This is a genomic window from Streptomyces sp. L2 (assembly GCF_004124325.1).
Lineage (GTDB): Bacteria > Actinomycetota > Actinomycetes > Streptomycetales > Streptomycetaceae > Streptomyces.
This window is the reverse complement of sequence record NZ_QBDT01000001.1, coordinates 1,643,102-1,667,355: the sequence shown is the minus strand read 5'-3', so window position 1 is coordinate 1,667,355 and position 24,254 is coordinate 1,643,102. Positions and strand designations below refer to the sequence as shown.

Here is a 24,254-nt window from a genome sequence, read left to right as displayed (position 1 = left end):
GCCGTCTCCCACGTCGCCGGACCGCCGGATACGCGTGGGTGAGCGCCCCGGGCGGGACCGGGGGCGCCCGCTCCTATGCTGGTCCCGGCCGTCCGGCTGTCCGTCCGCCCACCCTCCCAGAGAGGCCCGCCCCCTTGGCGAACAGTCCGCAGCAGATCCCCGTCGTCGTGCTCGCCGGATTCCTGGGTTCCGGGAAGACCACGCTCCTCAACCACCTGCTGCACCGCAGCGGGGGCAGCCGGATCGGGGCGATCGTCAACGACTTCGGGGCCATCGAGATCGACGCGATGGCCGTGGCCGGCGCCCTGGGCGACTCGACCGTCTCGCTCGGCAACGGCTGCCTGTGCTGCGCGGTGGACGCCGGTGAACTCGACGGCTACCTCGACCGGCTCGCCGCGCCCGGCACCGGGATCGACGTCATCGTCATCGAGGCCAGCGGACTCGCCGAACCGCAGGAACTCGTCCGGATGGTGCTGGCCAGCGAGCACCCGGGCATCGTCTACGGCGGTCTCGTCGAGGTCGTCGACGCGGCCGAGTTCGACGACACGCGCGCGCGGCACCCCGAGATCGACCGGCATCTCGCCCTCGCCGACGTGGTGGTGGTCAACAAGCTGGACCGGGCCGCGGACACCGACCGCGTCCTCGGTCTCGTCCGTACGCTCACCGACCGCGCCGCCGTCGTCCCCGCCACCTACGGCCGCGTCGCCCCCGAGTTCCTCTTCGACTGCAGGCCGAGCGAGGAACGCGTCGGCCAGCTGTCCTTCGACGACCTGCACGAGCACGGCGGATCCGAGGACGAGACCGCCGGCCATCTCCACACCGGCTACGACAGCCTGTCCTTCACCTCCGGGGCGCCGATGGACCCGCGCGCACTGATCCGGTTCCTGGACAGCCGTCCCGAGGGGCTGTACCGGATCAAGGGATACGTCGACTTCGGGCCGTACGACACGCTCAACCGGTACGCCGTCCACGCCGTCGGCCGCTTCCTGCGCTTCTACCCCGAGCCCTGGCCCACGGCCGGGGCCCGCCTCACCCAGCTCGTGCTCATCGGTGCCGGCATCGACGCCGACGCCCTCCGCAATGAACTCCAGGAGTGTGTGCAGGACGCCCCGCACGCCGACGAGCAAGGCATGTGGGGCGTCCTGCGCTACGTACCGGGCACCGAGGAAGAACCCGGCCCCGAGCCGTACGACTCCTAGAGCACCGGTCCCGCGACCACCGACACCGTCTTCGGCAGCGACGTGCCCGAACCGTCCCGGCGGGGGTCCATGTCGGGCAGCTCGGCCGGGGTGCCGTTCTTCTGGGCCGCCCGCGCGGGCGACGGGCCCGCCCAGGCCACGGACAGGCAGTCCTCGCCCTTCAGGAACCGCTGGCAGCGCACGCCGCCGGTGGCCCTGCCCTTGCGCGGATACTGGTCGAACGGGGTCAGCTTCGCCGTCGTCTGCACGGAGTCGTCCAGCGTGCCGCGCGAGCCCGCCACCGTGAAGACCACCGCGTCGACCGCCGGGTCCACGGCCGTGAAGCAGATGACCTTGGCGCCCTCGGCGAGCTTGATGCCCGCCATACCGCCCGCCGGGCGGCCCTGCGGACGCACGATCGACGCCTGGAAGCGCAGCAGCTGCGCGTCGTCCGTGAGGAACACCAGGTCCTCCTCGCCGGTGCGCAACTCCATCGCGCCGACGATCCGGTCACCCTCCTTGAGGGTGATGACCTCCAACTCGTCCTTGTTGGACGGATAGTCGGGCACGACGCGCTTGACGACGCCCTGCTCGGTGCCGAGCGCCAGGCCCGGGGACGACTCGTCCAGCGTGGTCAGGCAGATCAGGGTCTCGTCGTCCTCCAGGGACACGAACTCGGCGAGCGGAGCCCCTCCGGAGAGGTTCGGGGCCGTCGCCGTCTCGGGCAGCTGCGGCAGGTCGACCACGTTGATCCGCAGCAGCCGGCCCGCGGAGGTCACCGCGCCGATCTCGCCGCGCGCGGTCGCCGGGACCGCCGAGACGATCACGTCGTGCTTGACCCGCTTGGCGCCGGCGGCGGCCGGGAACGGCTCGTTCGTCGCCGTACGCGCCAGCAGACCCGTCGAGGACAGCAGCACCCGGCACGGGTCGTCGGCGACCTGCAGCGGCACGGCGGCCACCGGGGCGCCCCCGGACTCCAGCAGCACCGTGCGCCGGTCGGTGCCGAACTTCTTCGCCACCCCGGCCAGTTCGGCCGAGACCAGCTTGCGCAGCTCCGCGTCCGACTCCAGGATCCGGGTCAGCTCCTCGATCTCCGCGGTGAGCCGGTCCTTCTCCGCCTCCAGCTCGATGCGGTCGTACTTGGTGAGCCGGCGCAGCGGCGTGTCGAGGATGTACTGCGTCTGCACGTCGCTCAGCGAGAACCGCTCCATCAGGCGCTGCTTGGCCTGCGCCGAGTTCTCGCTGGACCGGATCAGCCGGATGACCTCGTCGATGTCGACCAGCGCGGTCAGCAGGCCCTCGACCAGGTGCAGCCGGTCCCGGCGCTTGGTACGGCGGAACTCGCTGCGCCGCCTGACCACGTCGAAACGGTGGTCGAGGTAGACCTCCAGCAGCTCCTTCAGCCCCAGCGTGAGCGGCTGGCCGTCCACCAGGGCCACGTTGTTGATGCCGAAGGACTCCTCCATCGGCGTCAGCTTGTACAGCTGCTCCAGGATCGCCTCCGGCACGAAGCCGTTCTTGATCTCGATGACCAGGCGCAGGCCGTGCTCGCGGTCGGTCAGGTCCTTGACGTCGGCGATGCCCTGGACCTTCTTGGCGTTCACCAGGTCCTTGATCTTGGCGATCACCTTCTCGGGGCCCACCGTGAACGGCAGTTCGGTGACCACCAGGCCCTTGCGGCGGGCGGTCACCGTGTCCACCGTGACGGTCGCGCGCATCTTGAACGTGCCCCGGCCCGACGCGTACGCGTCCCGGATGCCGTCCAGGCCGACGATCCGGCCGCCGGTGGGCAGGTCCGGGCCCGGGACGTGCTTCATCAGCGCGTCCAGGTCCGCGTTCGGGTACTTGATCAGGTGCCGGGCGGCCGCGATCACCTCGCGCAGGTTGTGCGGCGGCATGTTCGTCGCCATGCCGACCGCGATGCCGGACGAGCCGTTCACCAGCAGGTTCGGGAAGGCGGCCGGCAGGGCCACCGGCTCCTGCTCCTGACCGTCGTAGTTCGGCGCGAAGTCGACCGTGTCCTCGTCGATCGACTCGGTCATCAGGCTGGTCGCCTCGGCCATCCGGCACTCGGTGTACCGCATGGCGGCCGGCGGGTCGTCGTTGCCCAGGGAGCCGAAGTTGCCGTGGCCGTCGACCAGCGGGACGCGCATCGAGAACGGCTGGGCCATGCGCACCAGCGCGTCGTAGATCGACGCGTCGCCGTGCGGGTGCAGCTTGCCCATGACCTCGCCGACGACACGGGCGCACTTCACGTAGCTCCGGTCGGGGCGCACGCCCATCTCGTTCATCTGGTAGACGATCCGGCGGTGCACCGGCTTGAGACCGTCGCGGGCGTCCGGCAGGGCGCGCGAGTAGATGACCGAGTACGCGTACTCGAGGTAGGAGCCGCGCATCTCGTCCACGACGTCGATGTCGAGGATCTTCTCCTCGTACGAATCGTCGGGCGGCGGGGTCTTCGTGGTGCGGCGGGCCATCGCTGCCGGCTCCTCCTGATCTGGTCGCTCGCCTACGGGGCGCGCACCCTTCGGCTCGCTCGTGCTGAAGCGTGTGACGGTATCTCTGACGGGTGTGACGGGATCTGTCGCGGACCATTGTGGACCTCGGCACTGACAACGCGGGCCGCGACCCGGTGTCAACGGCCGCGCCCGGTGCCGACCGACGCCCAGCGGCCGTCGCCCGCCGGTGCCGACCGACGCCCAGCGGCCGTCGCCCGCCGGTGCCGACCGACGCCCAGCGGCCGTCGCCCGCCGGTGCCGGACGGCGACCCGCGGCCGTCGCCCGCCGGTGCCGTACCGCGGCACCGCGGCCGTCCCGCGCCCGCGCCGGAGGCAGGCTACGCGATCCGCTGTGGGCGTACGCCTCGCGGGAACTTCGCCGGGGTCCCGCACGCTTTGCATAAAGTGGCAGGAACGGCAGGAAGACCGCGGTTTTTTCAACCGCCTCCGCTCGCGAAGGGACGTACATGCCCATGGGTCACACGACCACGGCCGAGGCAGGCTCCGGGGGCCTGACAGCGACCGAGCACCGCCTGGCCAACGGTCTGCGCGTGGTGCTCTCCGAGGACCACCTGACCCCGGTGGCGGCGGTGTGCCTCTGGTACGACGTCGGCTCCCGCCACGAGGTCAAGGGGCGTACCGGCCTGGCTCACCTTTTCGAGCACCTGATGTTCCAGGGCTCCGGCCAGGTGAAGGGCAACGGCCATTTCGAACTGGTGCAGGGCGCCGGCGGCTCGCTGAACGGCACCACCAGCTTCGAGCGCACCAACTATTTCGAGACCATGCCCGCCCACCAGCTGGAGCTCGCCCTCTGGCTGGAGGCCGACCGCATGGGCTCCCTGCTCACCGCCCTGGACGACGAGTCCATGGAGAACCAGCGGGACGTCGTCAAGAACGAGCGCCGCCAGCGCTACGACAACGTGCCCTACGGCACCGCGTTCGAGAAGCTGACCGCCCTGGCCTACCCGGACGGCCACCCGTACCACCACACGCCGATCGGCTCGATGGCGGACCTGGACGCGGCCACCCTGGAGGACGCCCGCCAGTTCTTCCGCACCTACTACGCGCCGGGCAACGCGGTCCTCTCCGTGGTCGGCGACATCGACCCCGCGCAGACCCTCGCCTGGATCGAGAAGTACTTCGGGTCCATCGCCGCGCACGACGGCAAGCCCGCCCCCCGCGACGGCTCGCTGCCGGACATCCTCGGCGAGGAGAAGCGCGAGGTCGTCGTCGAGGAGGTCCCCGCGCGCGCCCTGATGGCCGCCTACCGGCTCCCGCACGACGGCACGCGCGCGTCCGACGCCGCCGACCTCGCCCTGACCGTCCTCGGCGGCGGCGAGTCCTCCCGCCTCTACAACCGCCTGGTGCGCCGCGACCGCACGGCCGTCGCCGCCGGCTTCGGCATGCTGCGCCTGGCCGGCGCGCCCTCCCTGGGCTGGCTGGACGTGAAGACCTCCGGTGACGTCGAGGTGCCGGTCATCGAGGCCGCCATCGACGAGGAACTCGCCCGGTTCGCTGCGGAGGGCCCCACTCCGGAGGAGATGGAACGCGCCCAGGCCCAGTTGGAGCGCGAGTGGCTGGACCGGCTCGGCACCGTGGCCGGCCGCGCCGACGAACTGTGCCGGTTCGCGGTGCTGTTCGGCGACCCGCAGCTCGCCCTGACCGCCGTCGACCGTGTCCTGGAGGTGACCGCCGAGGAGGTCCAGGAGGTCGCCAAGGCCCGGCTGCGCCCCGACAACCGCGCGGTGCTCGTCTACGAGCCGCTGTCCGCCGAATCCGCCGAACACACCGACGACCCGGGCCTGCCCGAGGACCCCGAGTCGGAGGCCACCGTCGAAGCGGGCGCCGACCGGGCCGACCGGAACGACAACGAGGAGACGGGCAAGTGAGCGAGCTCGCCACGATGGACTTCCACCCCCAGCCGCAGCCGGGCGAGGCGAAGCCGTGGGCGTTCCCCGCCCCGGAGCGCGGCGCGCTCGGCAACGGCCTGACGGTGCTGCGCTGCCACCGCCCCGGCCAGCAGGTCGTCGCCGTCGAGGTGCTGCTGGACGCGCCCCTGGACGCCGAGCCGGCCGGCCTGGACGGCGTGGGCACGATCATGGCGCGGGCCTTCTCCGAGGGCACCGACAAGCACTCCGCCGAGGAGTTCGCCGCCGAACTGGAGCGCGCCGGCGCCACGCTCGACGCGCACGCCGACCACCCCGGCGTCCGGCTCAGCCTGGAGGTTCCCGCCTCCCGCCTCGCCAAGGGTCTCGGCCTGCTCGCCGATGCGCTGCGGGCGCCCGCATTCGCCGAGAGCGAGATCGAGCGGCTGGTCCGCAACCGCCTCGACGAGATCCCGCACGAGCTCGCCAACCCGGCCCGGCGGGCCGCCAAGGAACTCTCCAAGGAGCTGTTCCCGGCCACCTCGCGCATGTCGCGCCCGCGTCAGGGCACCGAGGAGACCGTCGCCAAGATCGACGCCGCGGCGGTCCGCGCCTTCTACGACCGTCACGTAAGGCCCGCGACGGCCACGGCGATCGTGGTCGGCGACCTCACCGGAACGGACCTGGACGCCCTGCTCGGCGACACCCTGGGCGCCTGGACGGGCACCCCGGGCGAACCGCGGCCCGTGCCGCCGGTCACCGCGGACGACACCGGCCGCGTGGTCATCGTCCACCGGCCCGGCGCAGTCCAGACGCAGCTGCTCATCGGCCGGATCGGCCCCGACCGGCACGACCGCGTGTGGCCCGCCCAGGTGCTCGGCACCTACTGCCTCGGCGGCACCCTCACCTCCCGTCTGGACCGCGTCCTGCGCGAGGAGAAGGGCTACACCTACGGGGTGCGCGCCTTCGGGCAGGTCCTGCGCGCCGCCCCCGAGGGCACCGGCGCCGCGATGCTCGCCATCAGCGGCTCCGTGGACACCCCGAACACCGGCCCCGCGCTGCAGGACCTGTGGACGGTGCTGCGCACGCTCGCGGCGGACGGCCTCACCGACGCCGAACGCGACGTCGCGGTGCAGAACCTCGTCGGCGTGGCCCCGCTGAAGTACGAGACGGCGGCGGCCGTCGCGGGCACGCTGGCCGACCAGGTCGAGCAGCACCTGCCCGACGACTACCAGGCGACGCTCTACCAGCGGCTCGCCGCCACGGGCACCGTGGAGGCCACCGCGGCCGCCGTGAACGCCTTCCCGGTGCACCGGCTGGTGACCGTCCTCGTCGGCGACGCGACGCAGATCAAGGAGCCGGTCGAGGCGCTCGGCATCGGCGAAGTCACCGTCGTGACGGCCGAGTAGAGCGCCTGCGTGACCGCCGTGTAAGGCATCGGCGGAGCCGGCGCGTCCCGCACGCGCGCGTGGGCCCCTGACGACCGACGGGTCGTCAGGGGCCCACGCCGTTTTCGGCCCGTTCCCCTTGCTCGCCCTCAGATGTCCGAATTGGGGCAGAGGTTGCCTGTCTGCCCTGTGGCATGCGCTACAAAAACCCGGATGCGTTTGGGTATTGAACGCACCCCGCCTTAGCGTCGTCCGGGCTGTTCGTCAGGCAGTGCGCCGCACCCGCGGCACCGGACAGCCATCGCCGAGTCCCCGTACGGCGCGAGCCAGGGGAGCCGGGGACCCACGCAGTCCCTGGGGTGAATCGGACGCCCGCGCGCAGCGAGGGGGTCCGTAGGAGACCTTCCTGCTCCGAACCCGTCAGCTAACCCGGTAGGCGAGAGGGAAGGAAAGGACCAGCCACTTCATGGCGTTCATGTGCGCCACCGGGAAGCACCGCAAGCCCGGCCGGGTCAAGCGCACCACCGCGCAGGCCGCCGGCATCGCCGCCCTCACCACGACCGGTGTCATCGGCACCCTCGCGGCCTCTCCGGCGCTCGCCGCGGAGAGCCCCGTCGAGCAGAGTGGCCTCACCCCGGTCATCACCGTCAGCGACGACGTCGCCCAGCAGATCGACGCACAGGCCGCCGCCCAGAAGGCCGCCGCGGAGCAGAAGGCGGCCGAGGAGGCCGCCGCCAAGGTGGCCGCCGAGCGGGCCAAGGAGGAGCGCGCGGCCCAGGCGCGCGCCGCCCGCGAGGCCGAGCGCAAGCGGCTGAACACCTTCGTCGCCCCGGTCGCGCACTCGTACGTCTCGACGGGCTACAAGGTCGGCGGCACTCTGTGGTCGTCGGGCTCGCACACCGGCATCGACTTCCACGCGGCGAGCGGCACCGCCGTCCACGCGGTCGGTTCCGGCACCGTCGTCTCCACCGGCTGGGGCGGCGCCTACGGCAACCAGATCGTGATCCGGATGGCCGACGGCATGTACACCCAGTACGGCCACCTGTCGTCCATCGGCGTCACGGTGGGCCAGAAGGTCACCCCGGGCCAGCAGATCGCCCTGTCCGGCGCGACCGGCAACGTCACCGGCCCGCATCTGCACTTCGAGGCCCGGACGACCCCCGACTACGGCTCGGACGTCGACCCCATCGCCTACCTGCGCAAGCACGGCGTGCACGTCTGATCCGTCCCGCAGCACTACGGAAGCCCCGGCCCGCCGGCCGGGGTTTTCGCCGTTTTTCGGGTGCGTGAAGGCACCGCACATCACCCCGCTGTCCAAAAGGCATCCATGAATTCCGGCTTCTCGTCGGAAATTCAGGCCGCCTGGCCTAGAGTCGCGGAAAACGCCCGTCGTCGGCGTTTCACGGGGACCAAGGCGGAGGTCGGTCATGCGTATTCCGGCGCATTCGGTGTGCACGGCGATCCGGGACGACATCGTCGCCGGCGTCCACGCGCGTGGCGGCCGGCTCACCGAGGAAGTGCTCGCCCGGAGGTACGGCGTCTCACGCGTCCCGGTCCGGGAGGCCCTGCGCACCCTGGAGGCGGAGGGCTTCGTGGTGACCCGGCGGCACGCGGGCGCGTGCGTGGCCGAGCCGACGGAACAGGAGGCCGCCGACCTGCTGGAGATGCGGTTGCTGCTGGAGCCGCTCGGTGCCGCCCGGGCCGCCCAGCGGCGCACGGACGCCCATCTGAAGGTGCTGCGCGGCCTGGTCCGGCTCGGCCAGGAGCGGGCGGGCCGGGGCGCCGGCGGCGACCTGCGCCCGCTCGGCGGCTGGTTCCACGACACGCTCGCCCAGGCGTGCGGCAGTCCCTCGCTGGCCTCGACGCTCGTCCGGACGCGGCACAAGATCACCTGGATGTTCGCGGTACGGCCGGCGCTGAATCCCGCCCAGTCCTGGGCGGAGCACGGCGCCATCGTGGACGCGGTGGCGCGCGGCGACGGCGAACGCGCGCGGGCGCTCACGGCGGCGCATACCCAGCGCACGGCGGCGGCGCATCAGTTGCGGCCCGCCCGGCTCACCGAACCCGCCGCGCGCGTGAGGGATGCGCAACGTGCTGTAAACACTCCGGATTCGCGGAATTAACACCGATGGGGTACACGGAATTCCGCGCGAAAAGGTGGACCGGATGTCCGGCCGATAAACAGCACGGCCGCGCCGACCCGTAAAGGGTGACGCGGCCACGGTGTTTTGCGGGTGCCGCGCTCAGACGGTCTCGGGCAGTTCCTCTAGGCCCTCGGCGACCAGCTTGGCCAGCCGGTCCAGGGCCGCGTCCGCGCCCTCGGCGCCGGAGGCCAGGACGATCTCCTCGCCGCCCTGGGCGCCGAGGCCGAGGACGGCCAGCATGGAGGCCGCGTTGACGGGGTTGCCGTCGGCCTTGGCGATCGTCACCGGGATACCTGCGGCCGTGGCGGCCCGGACGAAGATGGAAGCGGGGCGGGCGTGGAGGCCCTCGGCCCAGCCGACGTTGACGCGGCGCTCAGCCATGTGATGCTGCCCTTCGGTGTTCAGGGTTGTCTAGACCAGTTTCCCACATCGTGAAGCATGCCCGGAGCGGTCGTGCGCCCGCCCCTCCTCCGGCACCGGACCGCGGCCTCGGTCCGGGTGCCGCCCTCCACAGACTGCCTCGCGCCGTTGTCGTACGCGAGCCGTACTCTGGGGCCCATGCAGACCTCGGCGGACCGGCAGGACCGGCACCAGTACCCCGCCCACTGGGAGGCGGACGTGGTGCTGCGCGACGGGGGCACCGCACGCATCAGGCCCATCACCGTTGATGACGCCGACCGCCTGGTCAGTTTCTACGAGCAGGTCTCGGACGAGTCGAAGTACTACCGCTTCTTCGCGCCGTACCCCAGGCTCTCCGCCAAGGACGTCCACCGCTTCACGCACCACGACTTCGTGGACCGGGTGGGACTCGCGGCCACGATCGGCGGCGAGTTCATCGCCACCGTACGCTACGACCGCGTCGGCGCCGACGGCATGCCCGCGTCCGCCCCGGCCGACGAGGCCGAGGTCGCCTTCCTCGTGCAGGACGCGCACCAGGGCCGAGGCGTCGCCTCCACGCTGCTGGAACACATCGCCGCCGTCGCCCGCGAGCGCGGCATCCGCCGCTTCACCGCGGAGGTGCTGCCCGCCAACAACAAGATGATCAAAGTGTTCACCGACGCCGGGTACACACAGAAGCGCAGCTTCGAGGACGGCGTCGTACGCCTGGAGTTCGACCTCGAACCCACCGACCGCTCCCTCGCCGTGCAGCGCGCGCGGGAACAGCGCGCCGAGGCCCGCTCGGTACGACGGCTGCTGGCGCCGGGCTCCGTCGCCGTCGTCGGCGTCGGCCGCGCCCCCGGCGGGGTCGGGCGCAGCGTGCTCGGCAACATCCGGGACGCCGGCTACCCCGGCCGGCTGCACGCGGTGAACGCGGCCTTCCCCGAGGACCTCAAGGAGGCCGACGGGGTGCCCGCGTACCGGTCGGTGCGGGACATCGAGGGGCCGGTGGACCTCGCCGTCGTCGCCGTACCGGTGGAGCGGGTGCCCGAGGTCGTCGACGCGTGCGGTGAGCACGGGGTCCAGGGGCTCGTCGTGCTCGCCGCCGGGTACGCCGAGAGCGGGCCCGAGGGGCGCGAGCGGCAGCGGGCGCTCGTCCGGCAGGCGCGCGCGTACGGGATGCGGCTCATCGGGCCGAACGCCTTCGGGATCATCAACACCGCGGCCGGCGTCTCGTTGAACGCCTCGCTGGCACCGGAGATGCCCCGGCCCGGGCGCATCGGGATGTTCGCGCAGTCCGGGGCCATCGGGATCGCCCTGCTGTCCCGGCTGCACCGGCGCGGGGGAGGGGTCACCGGGGTCACGGGCGTGTCCACCTTCGTCTCCTCCGGCAATCGGGCCGACGTCTCCGGGAACGACGTCCTGCAGTACTGGTACGACGACCCCGATACCGACGTCGTCCTCATGTACCTGGAGTCCATCGGCAACCCCCGCAAGTTCACGCGCCTGTCCCGGCGGACGGCGGCGGCGAAGCCGCTGGTCGTGGTGCAGGGTGCCGGGTCCGCGCCGCAGGGGCACGCCGTCCGGGCGACGCGGCTGCCCCACGCGACCGTGTCCGCGCTGCTGCGGCAGGCCGGGGTGATCCGGGTCGACACCATCACCGAGCTGGTCGACGCGGGGCTGCTGCTCGCCCGGCAGCCGCTGCCGGCCGGGCCCCGGGTCGCGATCCTCGGTAACTCGGAGTCGCTGGGCGTCCTGACGTACGACCGCTGTCTGGCGGAGGGACTGCGCCCCTCCCGCCCACTGGATTTGACCACCGGAGCGACGGCCGAGGACTTCCACCGGGCCCTTGCGCGGGCCCTGGCCGACGACACGTGCGACGCCGTCGTCGTCACCGCCATCCCGGCGATCGGGGAGGGATCACCCGGAGACGCCGAGCTGGCGGACGCCCTCCGCTCCGCGGCGGCGGCCGCACCGGGCAAGCCGGTCCTGGTGGTCCACGTGGAACTGGGCGGCCTCGCCGAGGCACTCTCGGCAGCGGCGAGCACGGGCCCACCCGTGACCGACAGAGGCAATGCAGCGGTCGCCCCCGAAGGGGCGCGGGGAACTGCGCGACGAGCCACGACGCAGCCGCACCCGGCGACGCGACAGTCGGGGGCAGACGCGCTCCCGCCAGCCGACTCGGGTGCCGGACTCGGAGGGGTGGACCGGCTTATTCCGGCCTACCCCGCCGCGGAGCGGGCCGTGCGGGCTCTCGCCGAGGCCGTCCGGTACGGCGAGTGGAGGCGGGAGAGCGGCCGGCCGGGCAAGGTGCCCGAGTACGAGGACATCGACGAGAAGTCAGCCGCCGACCTGATCAGCGGACTGCTCGCGCGCGGGCAGGGCCTGAGCATCAATGAGGCGGACACCTGCGAACTGCTCGGCACGTACGGCATCCCGGTCCGCCGGGCCATCCCCGCCACCGGCCCGGAGGCGGCCGTCGACGCCGCCCGCGCCCTTGGCTACCCCGTCGCCCTCAAGGCCACCGCGCCGCACCTGCGACACCGTGCCGACCTCGGCGGCGTCCGGCTGGACCTCGCGGACGAGGAACAACTGCGCAGGGCCTACGCCGAGTTGACCGGGCTGTTCGGCCCCCCGGAGGAACTGCGGCCGGTGGTGCAGGCCATGGCACCCCGGGGCGTCGACACCGTCGTACGCGCCGTGATCGATCCCGCGGCCGGTGCCGTGCTCTCCTTCGGGCTGGCCGGGGCCTCCTCGCAGCTGCTCGGCGACATGGCGCACCGGCTGGTCCCGGTCACCGACCGGGAGGCGACCTCGCTGGTGCGGTCGATCCGGACGGCGCCCCTGCTGTTCGGCTGGCGCGGCTCGACCCCCGTGGACACCCCCGCGCTGGAGGAACTGCTGCTGCGCCTGTCCCGGCTGGTCGACGACCACCCGGAGGTCGTCGCGGTGACCCTGGAGCCGGTCGTGGTGGCGCAGCACGGGGTGAGTGTGCTGGGAGCCACGGTGCGGCTGGCGCCGCCGCCGGCCCGCGACGACCTCGGCCCCCGGACCATGCCGGCGTACTGAGCCCGCTGCCCGCGCGCGGGCAGCGGGTCGTGGTGGGTTCTCGCGCGGTTCCCCGCGCCCCTGGGCCCGCTGTCGCCGGCGTCGGTCCCCTGCGCCCCGAGGCCCGCCGCCCAGGCCCCCGTGCCCCGTGACTGGCCCGGAGCCGTCCTGCCCACGGACTAAGATGGACGCCATGGCCAAGACCAGTACGACGACCCAGGGGCTGCGCGCGGCGATCGAGCGCAGCGGCTACTACCCGGCCCTCGTGGCCGAGGCGGTGGAGGCCGCCGTGGGCGGCGAGCCCATCCGGTCGTACCTGGTCCACCAGGAGACCACGTTCGATCAGAACGAGGTGCGCCGGCACGTGACCGTGCTGGTGCTCACCGGCAACCGCTTCATCGTCAGCCACACCGACGAGCAGGCAGCCGACAGCACCTCCCCGACGCCGTACGCCACCACCTCCACGGAGTCGGTGAAGCTCGGCCGGATCTCGTCGGTCGTGGTCAGCCGGGTGGTGGCCAACCCGGAGCAGTACGTCCCGGGCACGCTGCCCCGCGAGGTCGTCCTCACCATCGGCTGGGGCGCGGTCAGCCGCCTCGACCTGGAACCCGCCGCCTGCGGCGACCCCAACTGCGAGGCCGACCACGGCTACACGGGCAACTCCACGGCCGACGACCTCAGCCTCAGGGTCAGCGAGGCCGGTGACGGCCCCGAGACCGTGCGCCAGACGCTCGTCTTCGCCCAGGCCGTCTCCGAGGCCACCGCGGACGTCGGCCGCTGATGACGCAGTCCTTCGTCTGGGACCACCCGGAGCCGCTCGCCCTGAACACCGCGCCGCTGCCCGAGTACGGCACCGGCTCGCTCGCCGACCTGCTGCCCACCCTGGCCGCCGGGATGGGTGTACCCGGCCTGACCGCCGGCATCGGGGAACTCGCCCCGGCCGACCGGGTCTGCGTCTTCCTGGTCGACGGGCTCGGCTGGGAGCAGCTCAGGGCGCACCCCGACGAGGCCCCCTTCCTGAACTCGCTGCTCGGCAGCTCCCGCGGCGGCACCGGCCGCCCCCTCACCGCCGGCTACCCGGCGACCACCGCGACCTCCCTCGCCTCCGTCGGCACCGGCCTGCCGCCCGGCGCCCACGGGCTGCCCGGCTACAGCGTCCGCAACCCGGCCACCGGCGAGCTGATGAACCAGCTCCGCTGGCAGCCGTACACCGATCCGCGCCCCTGGCAGCCGTACCCCACGGTCTTCCAGCGGGCGCACGACGCCGGTGTGCACGCCGCCCAGGTGTCCTCGCCGATCTTCGAACGCACACCGCTGACGAAGATCGCGCTCAGCGGCGGCACCTTCCACGGGCGGCTCACCGGCGAGGAGCGCATGGACCTCGCGGCCGAACAACTCGCCGCCGGGGACCGCGCGCTGGTGTACACGTACTACGCCGAGCTGGACGGCGCGGGGCACCGCTACGGCGTGGCCTCCGACACCTGGCGCGGCCAGCTGATGTGCGTGGACCGGCTCGCCCAGCGGCTCGCCGAGCAACTCCCGCCGCGCAGCGCCCTGTACGTCACCGCCGACCACGGCATGGTCGACGTGCCGTTCGACGACGAGCACCGCATCGACTTCGACGAGGACTGGGAGCTGCGTGCCGGCGTGGCCCTGCTGGGCGGCGAGGGGCGGGCGCGACACGTGTACGCGGTGCCGGGCGCCGCGAGTGACGTGCTCACCTGCTGGCGCGAGGTGCTCGGCGACCGGTTCTGGGTGGCCTCGCGGGACGAGGCGATCGCGGCGGGCTGGTTCGGGCCGGCCGTCGACGAGCGCGTGTACGCGCGGCTCGGGGACGTGATCGCGGCCGCGCACGACGACGTCCTGATCATCGCCTCCGAGCGGGAGCCGAAGGAGTCGGCGCTGGTCGGCAACCACGGTTCGATGACCCCCGCCGAGCAGCTCGTCCCGCTGCTCGAAGTACGCTCCTGAACGCCGTCCGCGCCGCCGCCCCTCGACACCCCCACCGAAAGGTGCCCCACCCACCATGCCCGAGCTGGTGTTCTTCTCCGGAACGATGGACTGCGGGAAATCGACACTGGCTCTCCAGATCAACCACAACCGGTCCGCGGGCGGCCTCCAGGGCGTCATCTTCACGCGTGACGACCGGGCGGGCGCGGGCAAGCTGTCGTCCCGGCTCGGCCTGGTGACGGAGGCCGTCGAGGCCGAACCGGGCATGGACCTGTACGCCTATGTCGTCAGCCTGATGTCCCGCGGCGGCAAGGTCGACTATCTGATCGTCGACGAGGCGCAGTTCCTCGCCCCGGACCAGATCGACCAGCTCGCCCGGGTGGTCGACGAGCTGGGACTGGACGTCTTCGCCTTCGGCATCACCACCGACTTCCGCACCAAGCTCTTCCCGGGCTCGCAGCGGCTCATCGAACTGGCGGACCGGATAGAGGCCCTCCAGGTCGAGGCGATGTGCTGGTGCGGAGCGCGCGCCACGCACAACGCCCGTACGGTCGGCGGCGAGATGGTGGTCGAGGGTGAACAGGTCGTCGTCGGAGACGTGAACCGGCCGGCGGCGGAGGTCGGCTACGAGGTGCTGTGCCGCCGTCACCACCGCCGCCGCATGACCAGCGCCTCCGCCCGGGCCGGCGTCCTCTCCCCGGACGTCCTCCCGGTCGTCCCGTCCTGACCGCGCCTCAGAAGACCGTCCGGGTCGTTACCGGAGCGACGGTGAACAGGCCTGAGCAGACCCGCAGCGGGGCCGGCACGAGGACCGCCTTGGTCGACGCCGGCGGATACACCCGGAGGTACTTCCCGGTGCTGTTGCAGGGCCCGCCGACCGGGCCGTTCGCCGTGCGGACCACCGACGTCACCGTCTGGCCCGGGGCGACCTTGACCGTGCCGTACTTCTCCCCGGTCCGGGACGCGGCGGCACCTATCTGGTGGTGCGCCGTGCTGAGCACACTCACCCCGGGGTAGCCGCGCAGCGCGCAGGTGCTGGTGCTCGTGTTGGTGAACCGGACGGGCCAGTACAGCGAGCCCGCCGCCGCGTCCTGGCGGCCCATGGACAGATACAGGTCGTTCGTCGTACAGGTCCGCGTGCCGGCCGTCGCCGCGCTCGCCTGGACCGCGCCCCAGGTACCTCCGGCGGCGGCGAGCAGCGCGGCCGTACCGAACACGGCCACGCGCCTCGGGATTGCTTGCATGATGTACGCCCCCATCGTGATCAACCCTTGATCAGTGGACTCGGTCGCGTTCTGGTTGATCAAGGTGATTGATATGTCTCTGTTTGATGAGACATGCGTACGGGGCGGAAGGTTGTACGCAGCAGCTTGTCCGACTCAACCGGCCTTGGTCCACTGTGAGCATGGGCCCGGTGGCGGTTCAGTGGGGGCTTTGGACCAGTGAGAAGACCGCTCCCTCCGGGTCCGCAACCGTGCCGACGCGGCCGTGTGCGCTGTCGCGGGCGGGCTTGAGGACCTGGCCGCCCAGGCCGGTGACCCGGTCCAGGGTCTCGTCGGTGTCCGCGACCTCGAAGTACGTCATCCAGTGTGGTCCGCGCTCCCGGGGCACCGCCTGTCCCACGCCGTGGATGCCGGCCACGTGGCGGCCTTCGAGGCGCAGGGTGACGTAGTCGATGTCGGCGGAGACGACCGGCTCCTCCTCGTAACCGAACACCGCGGAGTAGAACTTGGCGACGCTCTCGGTCTCGAAGGTGAGCAGCTCGTCCCAGGCGGGGGTGCCGGGGAGGCCGGTGACCGCCGTGCCGAGGTGTGCGGCCGTCTGCCAGATGCCGAAGACGGCGCCGCAGGGGTCGGAGGCGAGGGCCATGCGCCCGGCGTCGCCCGCGTCCAGCGGACCGACGGCCACCGTGCCGCCGCACAGCCGTACCTGATCGGCCGTCTGGTCCACGTCGTCCGAGGCGAGGTAGGGAGTCCAGGCGATCGGCAGCCTGCGGTCCGGCGGCAGCTGGCCGATGCCGGCCACCTCGTCGCCGTCCAGCAGCGCCCGCACGTACGGGCCGAGCTGCTGCGGGCCGGGCCGGAACTCCCAGCCGAACAGCTCCCCGTAGAACTCCTCGGTGGTGGCCAGGCCATGCACCATCAGGCTCACCCAGCAGGGCGTGCCGGGCGTGCGCCGCGCGTGCGGACCGGCCGGCTCCCGTGCCTCGGTCATCTATCACTCTCTCCCCGGCCCTCGTGGTGGCCGTGTCGCTTCCGCTCCCGGAAGGGGCTGTGCCGCTGGCGCGCGCACGCCCGTGCCGGTCCCGCGTCCTGCGCGGTTGCCGCGTGCGCCGGCGCGCGGCGGTGGCTATCCGAAGGATGCCCTGATGGACGTGTAGCGCCGCTTTCTGACGAGTGCCGACACGTGTTCGTCAGCTGTACAGCATGTGCTCGATCCCATACGCCTCGTGATCGACCCTGTCCGGCGGAGCAGAGTAGCCGTAGCTGGACGCCGCGGCCACCCCTGACGTATGGATGGACGCCATGACAGCCATCATCACCGCACCCGAACTCGTCCATGAGCTGACCGGCGCGCGTCCGCCCGTACTGCTGGACGTCCGCTGGCAGTTCAGCCTGGCGAAGGCGGCGGGCGCCCCGGCCCAGGACGGCCGGGCCGAGTACGCCGCCGGGCACCTGCCCGGCGCGGTCTTCGTCGATCTGGACCAGGAGCTGGCCGCGCCGCACGGGGAGGGCGGCCGGCACCCGCTGCCGGACCTCGCGGAGTTCGGCGCGGTCATGCGCCGCGCGGGCGTGTCGGCGTCCCGGCCGGTCGTCGTGTACGACGGCGGGCTGAACTGGGCGGCCGCGCGCGCGTGGTGGATGCTGCGTTTCACGGGTCACCCGGACGTGCGGGTCCTGGACGGCGGGTTGCCGGCCTGGGAGGGCCCCCTGTCCACCGAGGTGCCCACGCCGGCGGAGGGCGACTTCCAGCCGGCGCCGGACGCCTCCGCGCTGCTCGACGCGGACGGGGCCGCCGCGCTGGCCCGCGCGGGGGTGCTGCTGGACGCGCGCGCGGGGGAGCGGTACCGCGGTGAGGTGGAGCCCATCGACCGGGTCGGCGGTCACATCCCGGGCGCGGTGTCGGCGCCGACGACCGAGAACGTGGGCCCCGACGGCCGTTTCCTGCCCGCGGAGGAGCTGCGGGACCGCTTCAAGGCCCTGGGCGTGTCCGAGGACGCCCCCGTGGGCGTGTACTGCGGCTCGGGCGTCTCGGCGGCGCACGAGGCCCTGGCACTGGCGGCGGCGGGCATCCCGGCGGCGCTGTACGTCGGTTCGTGGTCGGAGTGGTCCTCGGACCCGTCTCGCCCGGTGGCGGTGGGCCCGGACCCGCAGTAGGCACATACGCGCGGACGGCACGGAGGGGGCACGCGTGCGTGCCCCCTCCGTGACGAGGTTTCGCGGTCCAGGAGGCCGCTACTCCTGCTTCTTGCGCCGGGTGCCGAACACGATCTCGTCCCAGCTCGGCACCGCGGCCCGGCGGCCGGGGCGGACGCCGTCGGCCTCCGCCTGGCGGTCGGTGGCACCGATCAGCCGGTCGCGGTGACTGCCGACGGAACGCGGCATGAGCACGTCCGCGTAGGCGGATCCGGCCGAGGCGGCGGGCGCCGGGGGCTCCTCCTCCACCGGTTCGTCGACGGGCTCCTCGGACACCTCCGCGGGCCGCTCCGGGACGACCAGATCGCCCCGGAAGCTCGGCACCGCCTCCAGGAGGCTGGTGAGCGAGTCCCGTTCGCCGGTGCTCTCCTCCGCCGGCTCGGACGACTGGGCCGGCAGGCTCGGCCGGTCCCGGTCGCCCCGGTCGAGCGCCCGGTCCAGCGCGCGGTCGAGCGAACGGTCGCGCGGCAGGCGGGCGATGCGGGGCACGAACGGGAAGCTCGGCTCCGGTACGGCGAGGTCGTCGGACTCGCCGATCAGCGAGCGCGCCTCCTCGTCGACGGCCTGCACGAGCCGCCGGGGCGGGTCGTACGTCCAGCTCGCCGAGTGCGGTTCGCCCGCGACCAGGTACACCAGCAGGACCTCCCAGGTGCCGTCGTCGCGGCGCCAGGAGTCCCACTGCACGGTGTCCTTGTCGGCGCCGCGCAGCAGCAGCCGTTCCTGCACGGCCTCGCCGAGCAGCGGGCCGGAGTTCTCCCCGGGCCGGCGGACCGGTGTCTTGCGGGCCCGTTCCGCCATGAACGCGCGCTCGGCCAGCACGGGGCCCTCGAAGCGCCGTACCCGGTCGACGGGGATGCCGGCGAGCTGGGCGACCTCTTCGGCCGTGGCGCCCGCGCGTATACGGGCCTGGATGTCACGGGGGCGGAGATGGCTCTCCACCTCGATCTCGATCTGGCCGAGCCGGGGCCGGTCGCCGCGCACGGCGGCACGCAGCCGCTCGTCGATCGGAAGCGTGTACTCCGTGGAGTCGGCAGCCTTGAGCACCAGCCGTGTGCCGTCATTCGAGACGGCCACGACACGCAGTTCGGGCATGGGGACCTCCCGGGTGGTGCCTGCCGACGTCACGTGCGTCGCTGCTTCCGCTAGTCGAGTGTGGCCTGCCCGGGTGCAGCCTGCCACAACCTTGCCGAGTTGCCCGGCGTGTCGGGCACGGGCCCTGGACCGCCGTTATGGCACGGTTACCTATTCGCAACGCTAAGTGACAAACTCCGTCACCCTGTGCAACTAGCCCCCTCCCGGCGGTCGTTCGAGGCCGCGGGCACCCTGGTGGGAGACCGGACCCAGGGCTCGCAACAGTACTCCATTCGGGCCACGTGCGTGGATTGGCACGCCGCCCAACTTCTGGCAACGGGCGGGACTTGGCCCTCCGCAACCCGTTTCGGCGATCACGCGGGTGGCGAACTTCACGCGATCCCCCGATGCGGAACGACGGCTTCGCCCGTGCGCCCCCTTCGGGAACTACGCGCCCAGAACCCTCCTCAAGTAGTCGTTCTGGAACAGGCGTTCCGGGTCGAGGCGGTCGCGCAGCGCGGTGAACTCGCCGAAGCGCGGGTAGACCTCGGCGAGGTACTCCGCATCCCGGGTGTGCATCTTGCCCCAGTGCGGACGGCCCTCGTGCGCGGTGAAGATGCGCTCGGCGGCGGTGAAGTAGGCGTGGTACGGCGTGCCCCGGAACATGTGGACGGCGACGTAGGCGCTGTCCCGGCCCGAGGCGGTCGACAGCGTGATGTCGTCGGCCGGCGCGGTGCGCACCTCCACCGGGAAGCTGACCCGCAGGCCCGACCGGTCCACCATGGCCTTCAGCTCACGCAGAGTATCGGTCAGGGCCGCGCGCGGGACGGCGAACTCCATCTCCACGAACCGCACCCGGCGGGGCGAGGTGAAGACCTTGTAGGGGACGTCCGTGTACGTCCGCGCGGACAGCGCCCTGCTGGAGATCCGGGCGATGGCGGGGACGGTCGACGGCGCGGCCCGGCCGACCCACTGGGCCACCTGGAAGACGCCGTTGGACAGGAACTCGTCCTCGAACCACCCGGCGAGCTGCCCCACGGGCTGCTCCGGGCCGGCGCTGCGGTTGTTGCGCTTGGTGTTGGTGTTCCCGGTGTGCGGGAACCAGTAGAACTCGAAGTGCTCGTTCTCCGCCCACAGCTGGTCGAACTCGGCCAGGACCCGCTCGATCGGCATCGGCTCCTCGCGGGCGGTGAGCAGGAAGACCGGCTCGACGGCGAAGGTGATGGCGGTGACGATGCCGAGCGCGCCGAGGCCGATGCGGGCGGCCGCGAAGACCTCGGGGTTCTCGGTCTCGGAACAGGTGAGCACCGAGCCGTCCGCGGTGACCAGTTCCAGTCCCTTGATCTGCGCGGAGATCGAGCCCGACTCGCGGCCCGTGCCGTGCGTGCCGGTGCTGGTGGCCCCCGAGACCGTCTGCTCCATGATGTCGCCCATGTTGGTGAGCGACAGACCCTCGCGCGCCAGCGCCAGGTTGAGTCGCTTGAGCGGGGTGCCGGCCTCGACCGTGACGGTCATGGCCTTCCGGTCGATGGTGCGTATACCGGTCAACAGTTGAGGGCGTATCAACACACCGTCGGTGGCGGCTATGGACGTGAAGGAGTGCCCGGTGCCGACCGCCTTCACCTTCAGGCCGTCCTCGGCGGCGCGGCGCACGGCCGCTGCCAGCTCGTCCACGGAGGCCGGCACGACCTGCCGGGCGGGCCGGGCGGCGACGTTGCCGCCCCAGTTACGCCAGGTGCCGTTCTTCCCGCTCGTTGTGCTGCTCAACGGTGCCTCCCCGACCCGCGGCCGGCCTGCGGAGCCGGCGGTACCCGAGGAAACCGACCGCGGCCGCGACGGCTCCGGACACGGCCGGAACCCCGTACCCGGCGCGCGCGCCGGCTGCGTCGATCACCCAGCCGGCCACGGCGGAGCCGAGCGCGACCCCGACCGCGAGGCCGGTGCTCACCCACGTCATGCCCTCGGTGAGCCGCGCGCGAGGTACGTGCTCTTCGATGAGGGACATCGTCGTGATCATCGTCGGTGCGATGGACAGGCCCGCAACGAACAGCGCCACGGCCAGAAGCGGCAAGTTTCCGACCAGTAGGAGGGGGATCATACTCACGGCCATGGCCGTCACGCCCAGCAGCCACCTGCGCTCCGGCGCCCCCGCCACCCGCAGCAGTCCGAAGACCGCCCCGGACACGCAGGAGCTGGCGGCGTACAGCGCGAGGACGACGCTCGCGATTGCCTTGTGGCCGCGCTCGTCGGCGAAGGCCACGGTCACCACGTCGACCGACCCGAAGATGGCCCCCGTCGCCGTGAACGTCGCCACCAGCACCCTCAGGCCCGGGGAGCGCAGCGCGCTGCCGCCGCCGTGCCGCTCGCGCGGGTGCGGTTCCGGTTCGGTGGCGCGCTGCGCGGTCAGCCAGAAGACGCCGGCCGCCAGGAAACATCCGGCCAGCAGCGGCCCCGCCTCCGGGAACCAGGCCGTGGACAGGCCGATGGAGACGATCGGACCGACGATGAAGCACACCTCGTCGACCACCGACTCGAACGAATAGGCGGTGTGCAGCCTCGGCGTCCCCCGGTACAGGGCCGCCCAGCGGGACCGGATCATCGCGCCGAGGCTCGGCACCGAACCGATCCCGGCGGCGCACAGGAACAGCGTCCAGTCCGGGCCGCCCAGATGCGCGGCGAGCAGCAGCCCGGCCGCCGCCACGAGCGCGACCAGGGTCGCCGGGCGCAGGATCCGGCGCTGCCCGTACTGGTCCACCAGCCGGGAGATCCGCGGCCCGATGGCGGCCGCGGACAGGGCGATGGTCGCCGACAGCGCGCCCGCGAGGCCGTACCGCCCGGTGAGCTGGGAGATCATCGTCACCACGCCGATGCCCATCATGGACAGCGGCAGGCGCCCGAGGAACCCCGCGGCGGAGAAGGCCTTGGTGCCGGGCTCGGCGAACAGGGCGCGGTAGGGGCTCGGCACGGGGTTCTCCGGAAGTGACTCGGTAAGCCGCGAACGCGGTGGATACAGCTTACGAGCCGACCGGGCCGCCAGGCACCGGATTTCGGCCGGAACCCTTCCGGATCGCGCCGGAACCCGGTTCTCCGAAGTGGCCGGAAACCGCCGTGGCGGCCGTCCGTTTCCGGCTGTCAGTGCCGGGTGGCAGGATCGAGACATGCCAGACGCGCTCGATGCCAGTCCCTACGACGCCCTGCTCCTGCTCTCCTTCGGCGGCCCCGAAGGCCCGGACGACGTGGTTCCCTTCCTGGAGAACGTCACCCGCGGGCGGGGCATCCCGAAGGAACGCCTCAAGGAAGTCGGGCAGCACTACTTCCTGTTCGGCGGGGTCAGCCCGATCAACGACCAGAACCGCGCCCTGCTCGACGCCCTCCGCAAGGACTTCGCCGAGCACGGACTCGACCTGCCGGTCTACTGGGGCAACCGCAACTGGGCGCCGTACCTGACGGACACGCTGCGCGAGATGGTGGCCGACGGCCGCCGCCGCGTCCTGGTGCTCGCCACGAGCGCGTACGCCTCCTACTCGGGCTGCCGGCAGTACCGGGAGAACCTCGCGGACGCGCTGGCCGCACTCCGGGCCGAGGGCCTGGAGCCGCCGCGGATCGACAAACTGCGGCACTACTTCAACCACCCCGGCTTCGTCGAACCCATGACCGAGGGCGTGCTGCGCTCCCTGGCGGACCTCCCCGACGAGGTCCGCGACGGCGCCCACATCGCGTTCACCACCCACTCCATCCCGACCGCCGCCGCCGACACCTCCGGCCCCGTCGAGTCCCACGGCGACGGCGGGGCGTACGTCGCGCAGCACCTGGACGTGGCCCGGCTGATCGCCGACGCCGTCCGCGAGCGCACCGGCGTCGACCACCCCTGGCAGCTCGTCTACCAGTCCCGCTCCGGCGCCCCGCACATCCCGTGGCTGGAGCCCGACATCTGCGACCACCTCGCGGAGCGGCGGGCGGCCGGCGCCCCGGCCGTCGTCATGGCGCCCATCGGCTTCGTCTCCGACCACATGGAGGTCCTGTACGACCTCGACACCGAGGCCGAGGCCAGAGCGGGGGAACTGGGCCTGCCGGTGCGCCGCTCGGCCACCGTCGGGGCCGACCCGAGGTTCGCCGCGGCCGTCCGCGAACTGATCACGGAGCGCGCCGCCGCGGAGCGCGGACAGCGGGTCACCCCGTGCGCCCTGGGCGCCCTGGGCCCCAGCCACGACCTCTGCCCGGTCGGCTGCTGCCCGGCCCGCACCCCGCACCCGGCCGCCGCGGGCGCCGACAGCCCGTACGACGCGTGAGGAGCGCCGTGACCGACAGCCAGTACGACCGCCCGTACGCCGACCTGCTGGGGCTCGCCCAGGAGGCCGCCCGGCGGGCGGGGGAGCTGCTGCGGGACGGCCGTCCGGCCGACCTCGCCGTGGCCCACACCAAGTCCAGCCCGATCGACGTCGTCACCGAGATGGACATCGCGGCCGAGAAGCTGATCACCGATCTGATCTCCGGCCGGCGCCCGGACGACGGCTTCCTCGGCGAGGAGGGCGCGTCCGCGGCGGGCACCAGCGGCGTCCGGTGGGTGATCGACCCGCTCGACGGCACGGTGAACTACCTGTACGGGCTGCCGACCTGGGCGGTGTCGATCGCGGCCGAGCAGGACGGCGAGACCGTCGTCGGGGTCGTCGCGGCCCCCATGCGCGGCGAGACGTACCACGCGGTGCGCGGTGGCGGTGCCTGGGCCACGGGCGCGTGGGAGGGCGAGCGCCCGCTGTCCTGCCGTACGGAGACGCCCCTGGCGCACGCGCTGGTCTCCACCGGCTTCAACTACGTCGCCGAGGTCCGCGCCCACCAGGCGGAGGTGGCCGCGCGGCTCGTCCCGCGGGTGCGCGACATCCGGCGCGGCGGCTCGGCGGCGATCGACCTGTGCGACGTGGCCTGCGGCCGGCTGGACGGGTACTACGAGCGGGGGCTCCACGCATGGGACCTCGCGGCGGGCGACCTGATCGCGCGGGAAGCGGGCGCGCTGACCGGTGGACGCCCCGGAAAGCGCCCCACGGGCGAGCTGGCACTCGCCGCCACCCCCGGCGTCTTCGAGCCCCTCCAGCACCTCCTGGAGGACGCCGGAGCCTGGCACGACTGAGGGCGCGCCGGTATCCGAGCGCCACCGACGCCGGTCTGCGCCGTCTTCGTCCGCAGGCGCGCTGTGGCTGGTCGCGCAGTTCCCCGCGCCCCTTCGGGGCACGTCCGGCGGGGCGGTGATGACCGGTTCGGGTGGGCACCCGGAACGGGCGGAACCCCCGGCGCTGGATTCGCCGGGGGCTCCGTGTCGCGCT

Annotated in this window: 19 protein-coding genes and 1 riboswitch; of the genes, 12 read left to right on the top strand and 7 right to left on the bottom strand. The window is 72.7% G+C overall.

Features of this window, described 5'->3' with window-relative positions; genetic code table 11:
- Nucleotides 1-134 precede the first annotated feature (134 nt).
- Complete coding sequence (locus tag DBP14_RS06850) at nucleotides 135-1,199, top strand: GTP-binding protein (protein WP_129306137.1); 1,065 nt, start codon at nucleotides 135-137, stop codon at nucleotides 1,197-1,199.
- Here the strand turns inward: DBP14_RS06850 and DBP14_RS06845 are convergent.
- A complete protein-coding gene (locus DBP14_RS06845) occupies nucleotides 1,196-3,655 on the bottom strand; it encodes a DNA topoisomerase IV subunit A (protein WP_129306136.1) in 2,460 nt (819 codons plus the stop codon). The genes DBP14_RS06850 and DBP14_RS06845 overlap by 4 nt on opposite strands.
- A gap of 488 nt (nucleotides 3,656-4,143) precedes the next feature.
- Here DBP14_RS06845 and DBP14_RS06840 point away from each other — a divergent pair, with 488 nt between their 5' ends.
- From DBP14_RS06840 to DBP14_RS06825, 4 genes are all read left to right on the top strand, one after another.
- Nucleotides 4,144-5,565, top strand: a complete 1,422-nt coding sequence (locus DBP14_RS06840) for a pitrilysin family protein (protein WP_129306135.1) — start codon at nucleotides 4,144-4,146, stop codon at nucleotides 5,563-5,565.
- Nucleotides 5,562-6,950 carry a pitrilysin family protein gene (locus tag DBP14_RS06835; RefSeq protein WP_129306134.1) on the top strand — a complete coding sequence of 463 codons (1,389 nt, stop codon included), beginning with the start codon at nucleotides 5,562-5,564 and terminating at the stop codon, nucleotides 6,948-6,950. The genes DBP14_RS06840 and DBP14_RS06835 overlap by 4 nt, the downstream gene beginning before the upstream one ends.
- A 271-nt stretch (nucleotides 6,951-7,221) precedes the next feature.
- A riboswitch (cyclic di-AMP (ydaO/yuaA leader) is annotated at nucleotides 7,222-7,383 on the top strand.
- Nucleotides 7,384-7,395: 12 nt separating this feature from the next.
- Nucleotides 7,396-8,151: a M23 family metallopeptidase gene (locus DBP14_RS06830; protein ID WP_129306133.1), complete on the top strand. Its 756-nt coding sequence runs from the start codon at nucleotides 7,396-7,398 to the stop codon at nucleotides 8,149-8,151.
- A 205-nt stretch (nucleotides 8,152-8,356) separates the two neighbouring features.
- Nucleotides 8,357-9,052, top strand: a complete 696-nt coding sequence (locus tag DBP14_RS06825; protein ID WP_129306132.1) for a GntR family transcriptional regulator — start codon at nucleotides 8,357-8,359, stop codon at nucleotides 9,050-9,052.
- A gap of 120 nt (nucleotides 9,053-9,172) precedes the next feature.
- Here the strand turns inward: DBP14_RS06825 and DBP14_RS06820 are convergent, their stop codons facing one another.
- Entirely contained in the window at nucleotides 9,173-9,454 is a 282-nt protein-coding gene (locus DBP14_RS06820) for an HPr family phosphocarrier protein (RefSeq protein ID WP_129306131.1), read from the bottom strand.
- Nucleotides 9,455-9,631: 177 nt separating this feature from the next.
- Between DBP14_RS06820 and DBP14_RS06810 the strand changes: the two genes are divergently transcribed.
- From DBP14_RS06810 to DBP14_RS06795, 4 genes are all read left to right on the top strand, one after another.
- Nucleotides 9,632-12,520 (top strand): bifunctional GNAT family N-acetyltransferase/acetate--CoA ligase family protein, encoded by a 2,889-nt coding sequence (locus DBP14_RS06810; RefSeq protein WP_206739219.1) that lies wholly within the window; start codon nucleotides 9,632-9,634, stop codon nucleotides 12,518-12,520.
- A gap of 172 nt (nucleotides 12,521-12,692) precedes the next feature.
- On the top strand, nucleotides 12,693-13,280 hold the full coding sequence (locus tag DBP14_RS06805) for a DUF5998 family protein (RefSeq protein WP_129306130.1): 588 nt from the start codon (nucleotides 12,693-12,695) through the stop codon (nucleotides 13,278-13,280).
- Entirely contained in the window at nucleotides 13,280-14,470 is a 1,191-nt protein-coding gene (locus DBP14_RS06800) for a nucleotide pyrophosphatase/phosphodiesterase family protein (RefSeq protein WP_129306129.1), read from the top strand. Before DBP14_RS06805 ends, DBP14_RS06800 begins: the two co-directional genes overlap by 1 nt.
- 55 nt (nucleotides 14,471-14,525) lie before the next feature.
- Nucleotides 14,526-15,176, top strand: a complete 651-nt coding sequence (locus DBP14_RS06795; protein ID WP_129306128.1) for a thymidine kinase — start codon at nucleotides 14,526-14,528, stop codon at nucleotides 15,174-15,176.
- A gap of 7 nt (nucleotides 15,177-15,183) precedes the next feature.
- Here the strand turns inward: DBP14_RS06795 and DBP14_RS06790 are convergent, their stop codons facing one another.
- Complete coding sequence (locus DBP14_RS06790; protein ID WP_164992266.1) at nucleotides 15,184-15,693, bottom strand: DUF4232 domain-containing protein; 510 nt, start codon at nucleotides 15,691-15,693, stop codon at nucleotides 15,184-15,186.
- Between the two features lie 178 nt (nucleotides 15,694-15,871).
- Nucleotides 15,872-16,663 (bottom strand): VOC family protein, encoded by a 792-nt coding sequence (locus tag DBP14_RS06785; RefSeq protein WP_129306126.1) that lies wholly within the window; start codon nucleotides 16,661-16,663, stop codon nucleotides 15,872-15,874.
- Nucleotides 16,664-16,974: 311 nt separating this feature from the next.
- On the opposite strand from DBP14_RS06785, the gene DBP14_RS06780 reads away from it, so the two are divergent.
- Nucleotides 16,975-17,826, top strand: a complete 852-nt coding sequence (locus DBP14_RS06780; RefSeq protein ID WP_129306125.1) for a sulfurtransferase — start codon at nucleotides 16,975-16,977, stop codon at nucleotides 17,824-17,826.
- Nucleotides 17,827-17,904: 78 nt separating this feature from the next.
- Here DBP14_RS06780 and sepH read toward each other — a convergent pair whose 3' ends face one another.
- From sepH to DBP14_RS06765, 3 genes are all read right to left on the bottom strand, one after another.
- Complete coding sequence (sepH, locus tag DBP14_RS06775) at nucleotides 17,905-18,957, bottom strand: septation protein SepH (protein ID WP_129306124.1); 1,053 nt, start codon at nucleotides 18,955-18,957, stop codon at nucleotides 17,905-17,907.
- A 426-nt stretch (nucleotides 18,958-19,383) separates the two neighbouring features.
- Entirely contained in the window at nucleotides 19,384-20,703 is a 1,320-nt protein-coding gene (locus tag DBP14_RS06770; RefSeq protein ID WP_129306123.1) for a D-arabinono-1,4-lactone oxidase, read from the bottom strand.
- Nucleotides 20,663-21,901: an MFS transporter gene (locus tag DBP14_RS06765; protein ID WP_129306122.1), complete on the bottom strand. Its 1,239-nt coding sequence runs from the start codon at nucleotides 21,899-21,901 to the stop codon at nucleotides 20,663-20,665. Before DBP14_RS06765 ends, DBP14_RS06770 begins: the two co-directional genes overlap by 41 nt.
- 193 nt (nucleotides 21,902-22,094) lie before the next feature.
- On the opposite strand from DBP14_RS06765, the gene DBP14_RS06760 reads away from it, so the two are divergent.
- Together DBP14_RS06760 and DBP14_RS06755 are read left to right on the top strand one after the other, a co-directional pair.
- Entirely contained in the window at nucleotides 22,095-23,225 is a 1,131-nt protein-coding gene (locus DBP14_RS06760; protein ID WP_129306121.1) for a ferrochelatase, read from the top strand.
- Between the two features lie 8 nt (nucleotides 23,226-23,233).
- Nucleotides 23,234-24,061, top strand: coding sequence for an inositol monophosphatase family protein (locus tag DBP14_RS06755; protein WP_129306120.1), 828 nt, complete (start codon nucleotides 23,234-23,236; stop codon nucleotides 24,059-24,061).
- Nucleotides 24,062-24,254: the final 193 nt, after the last annotated feature.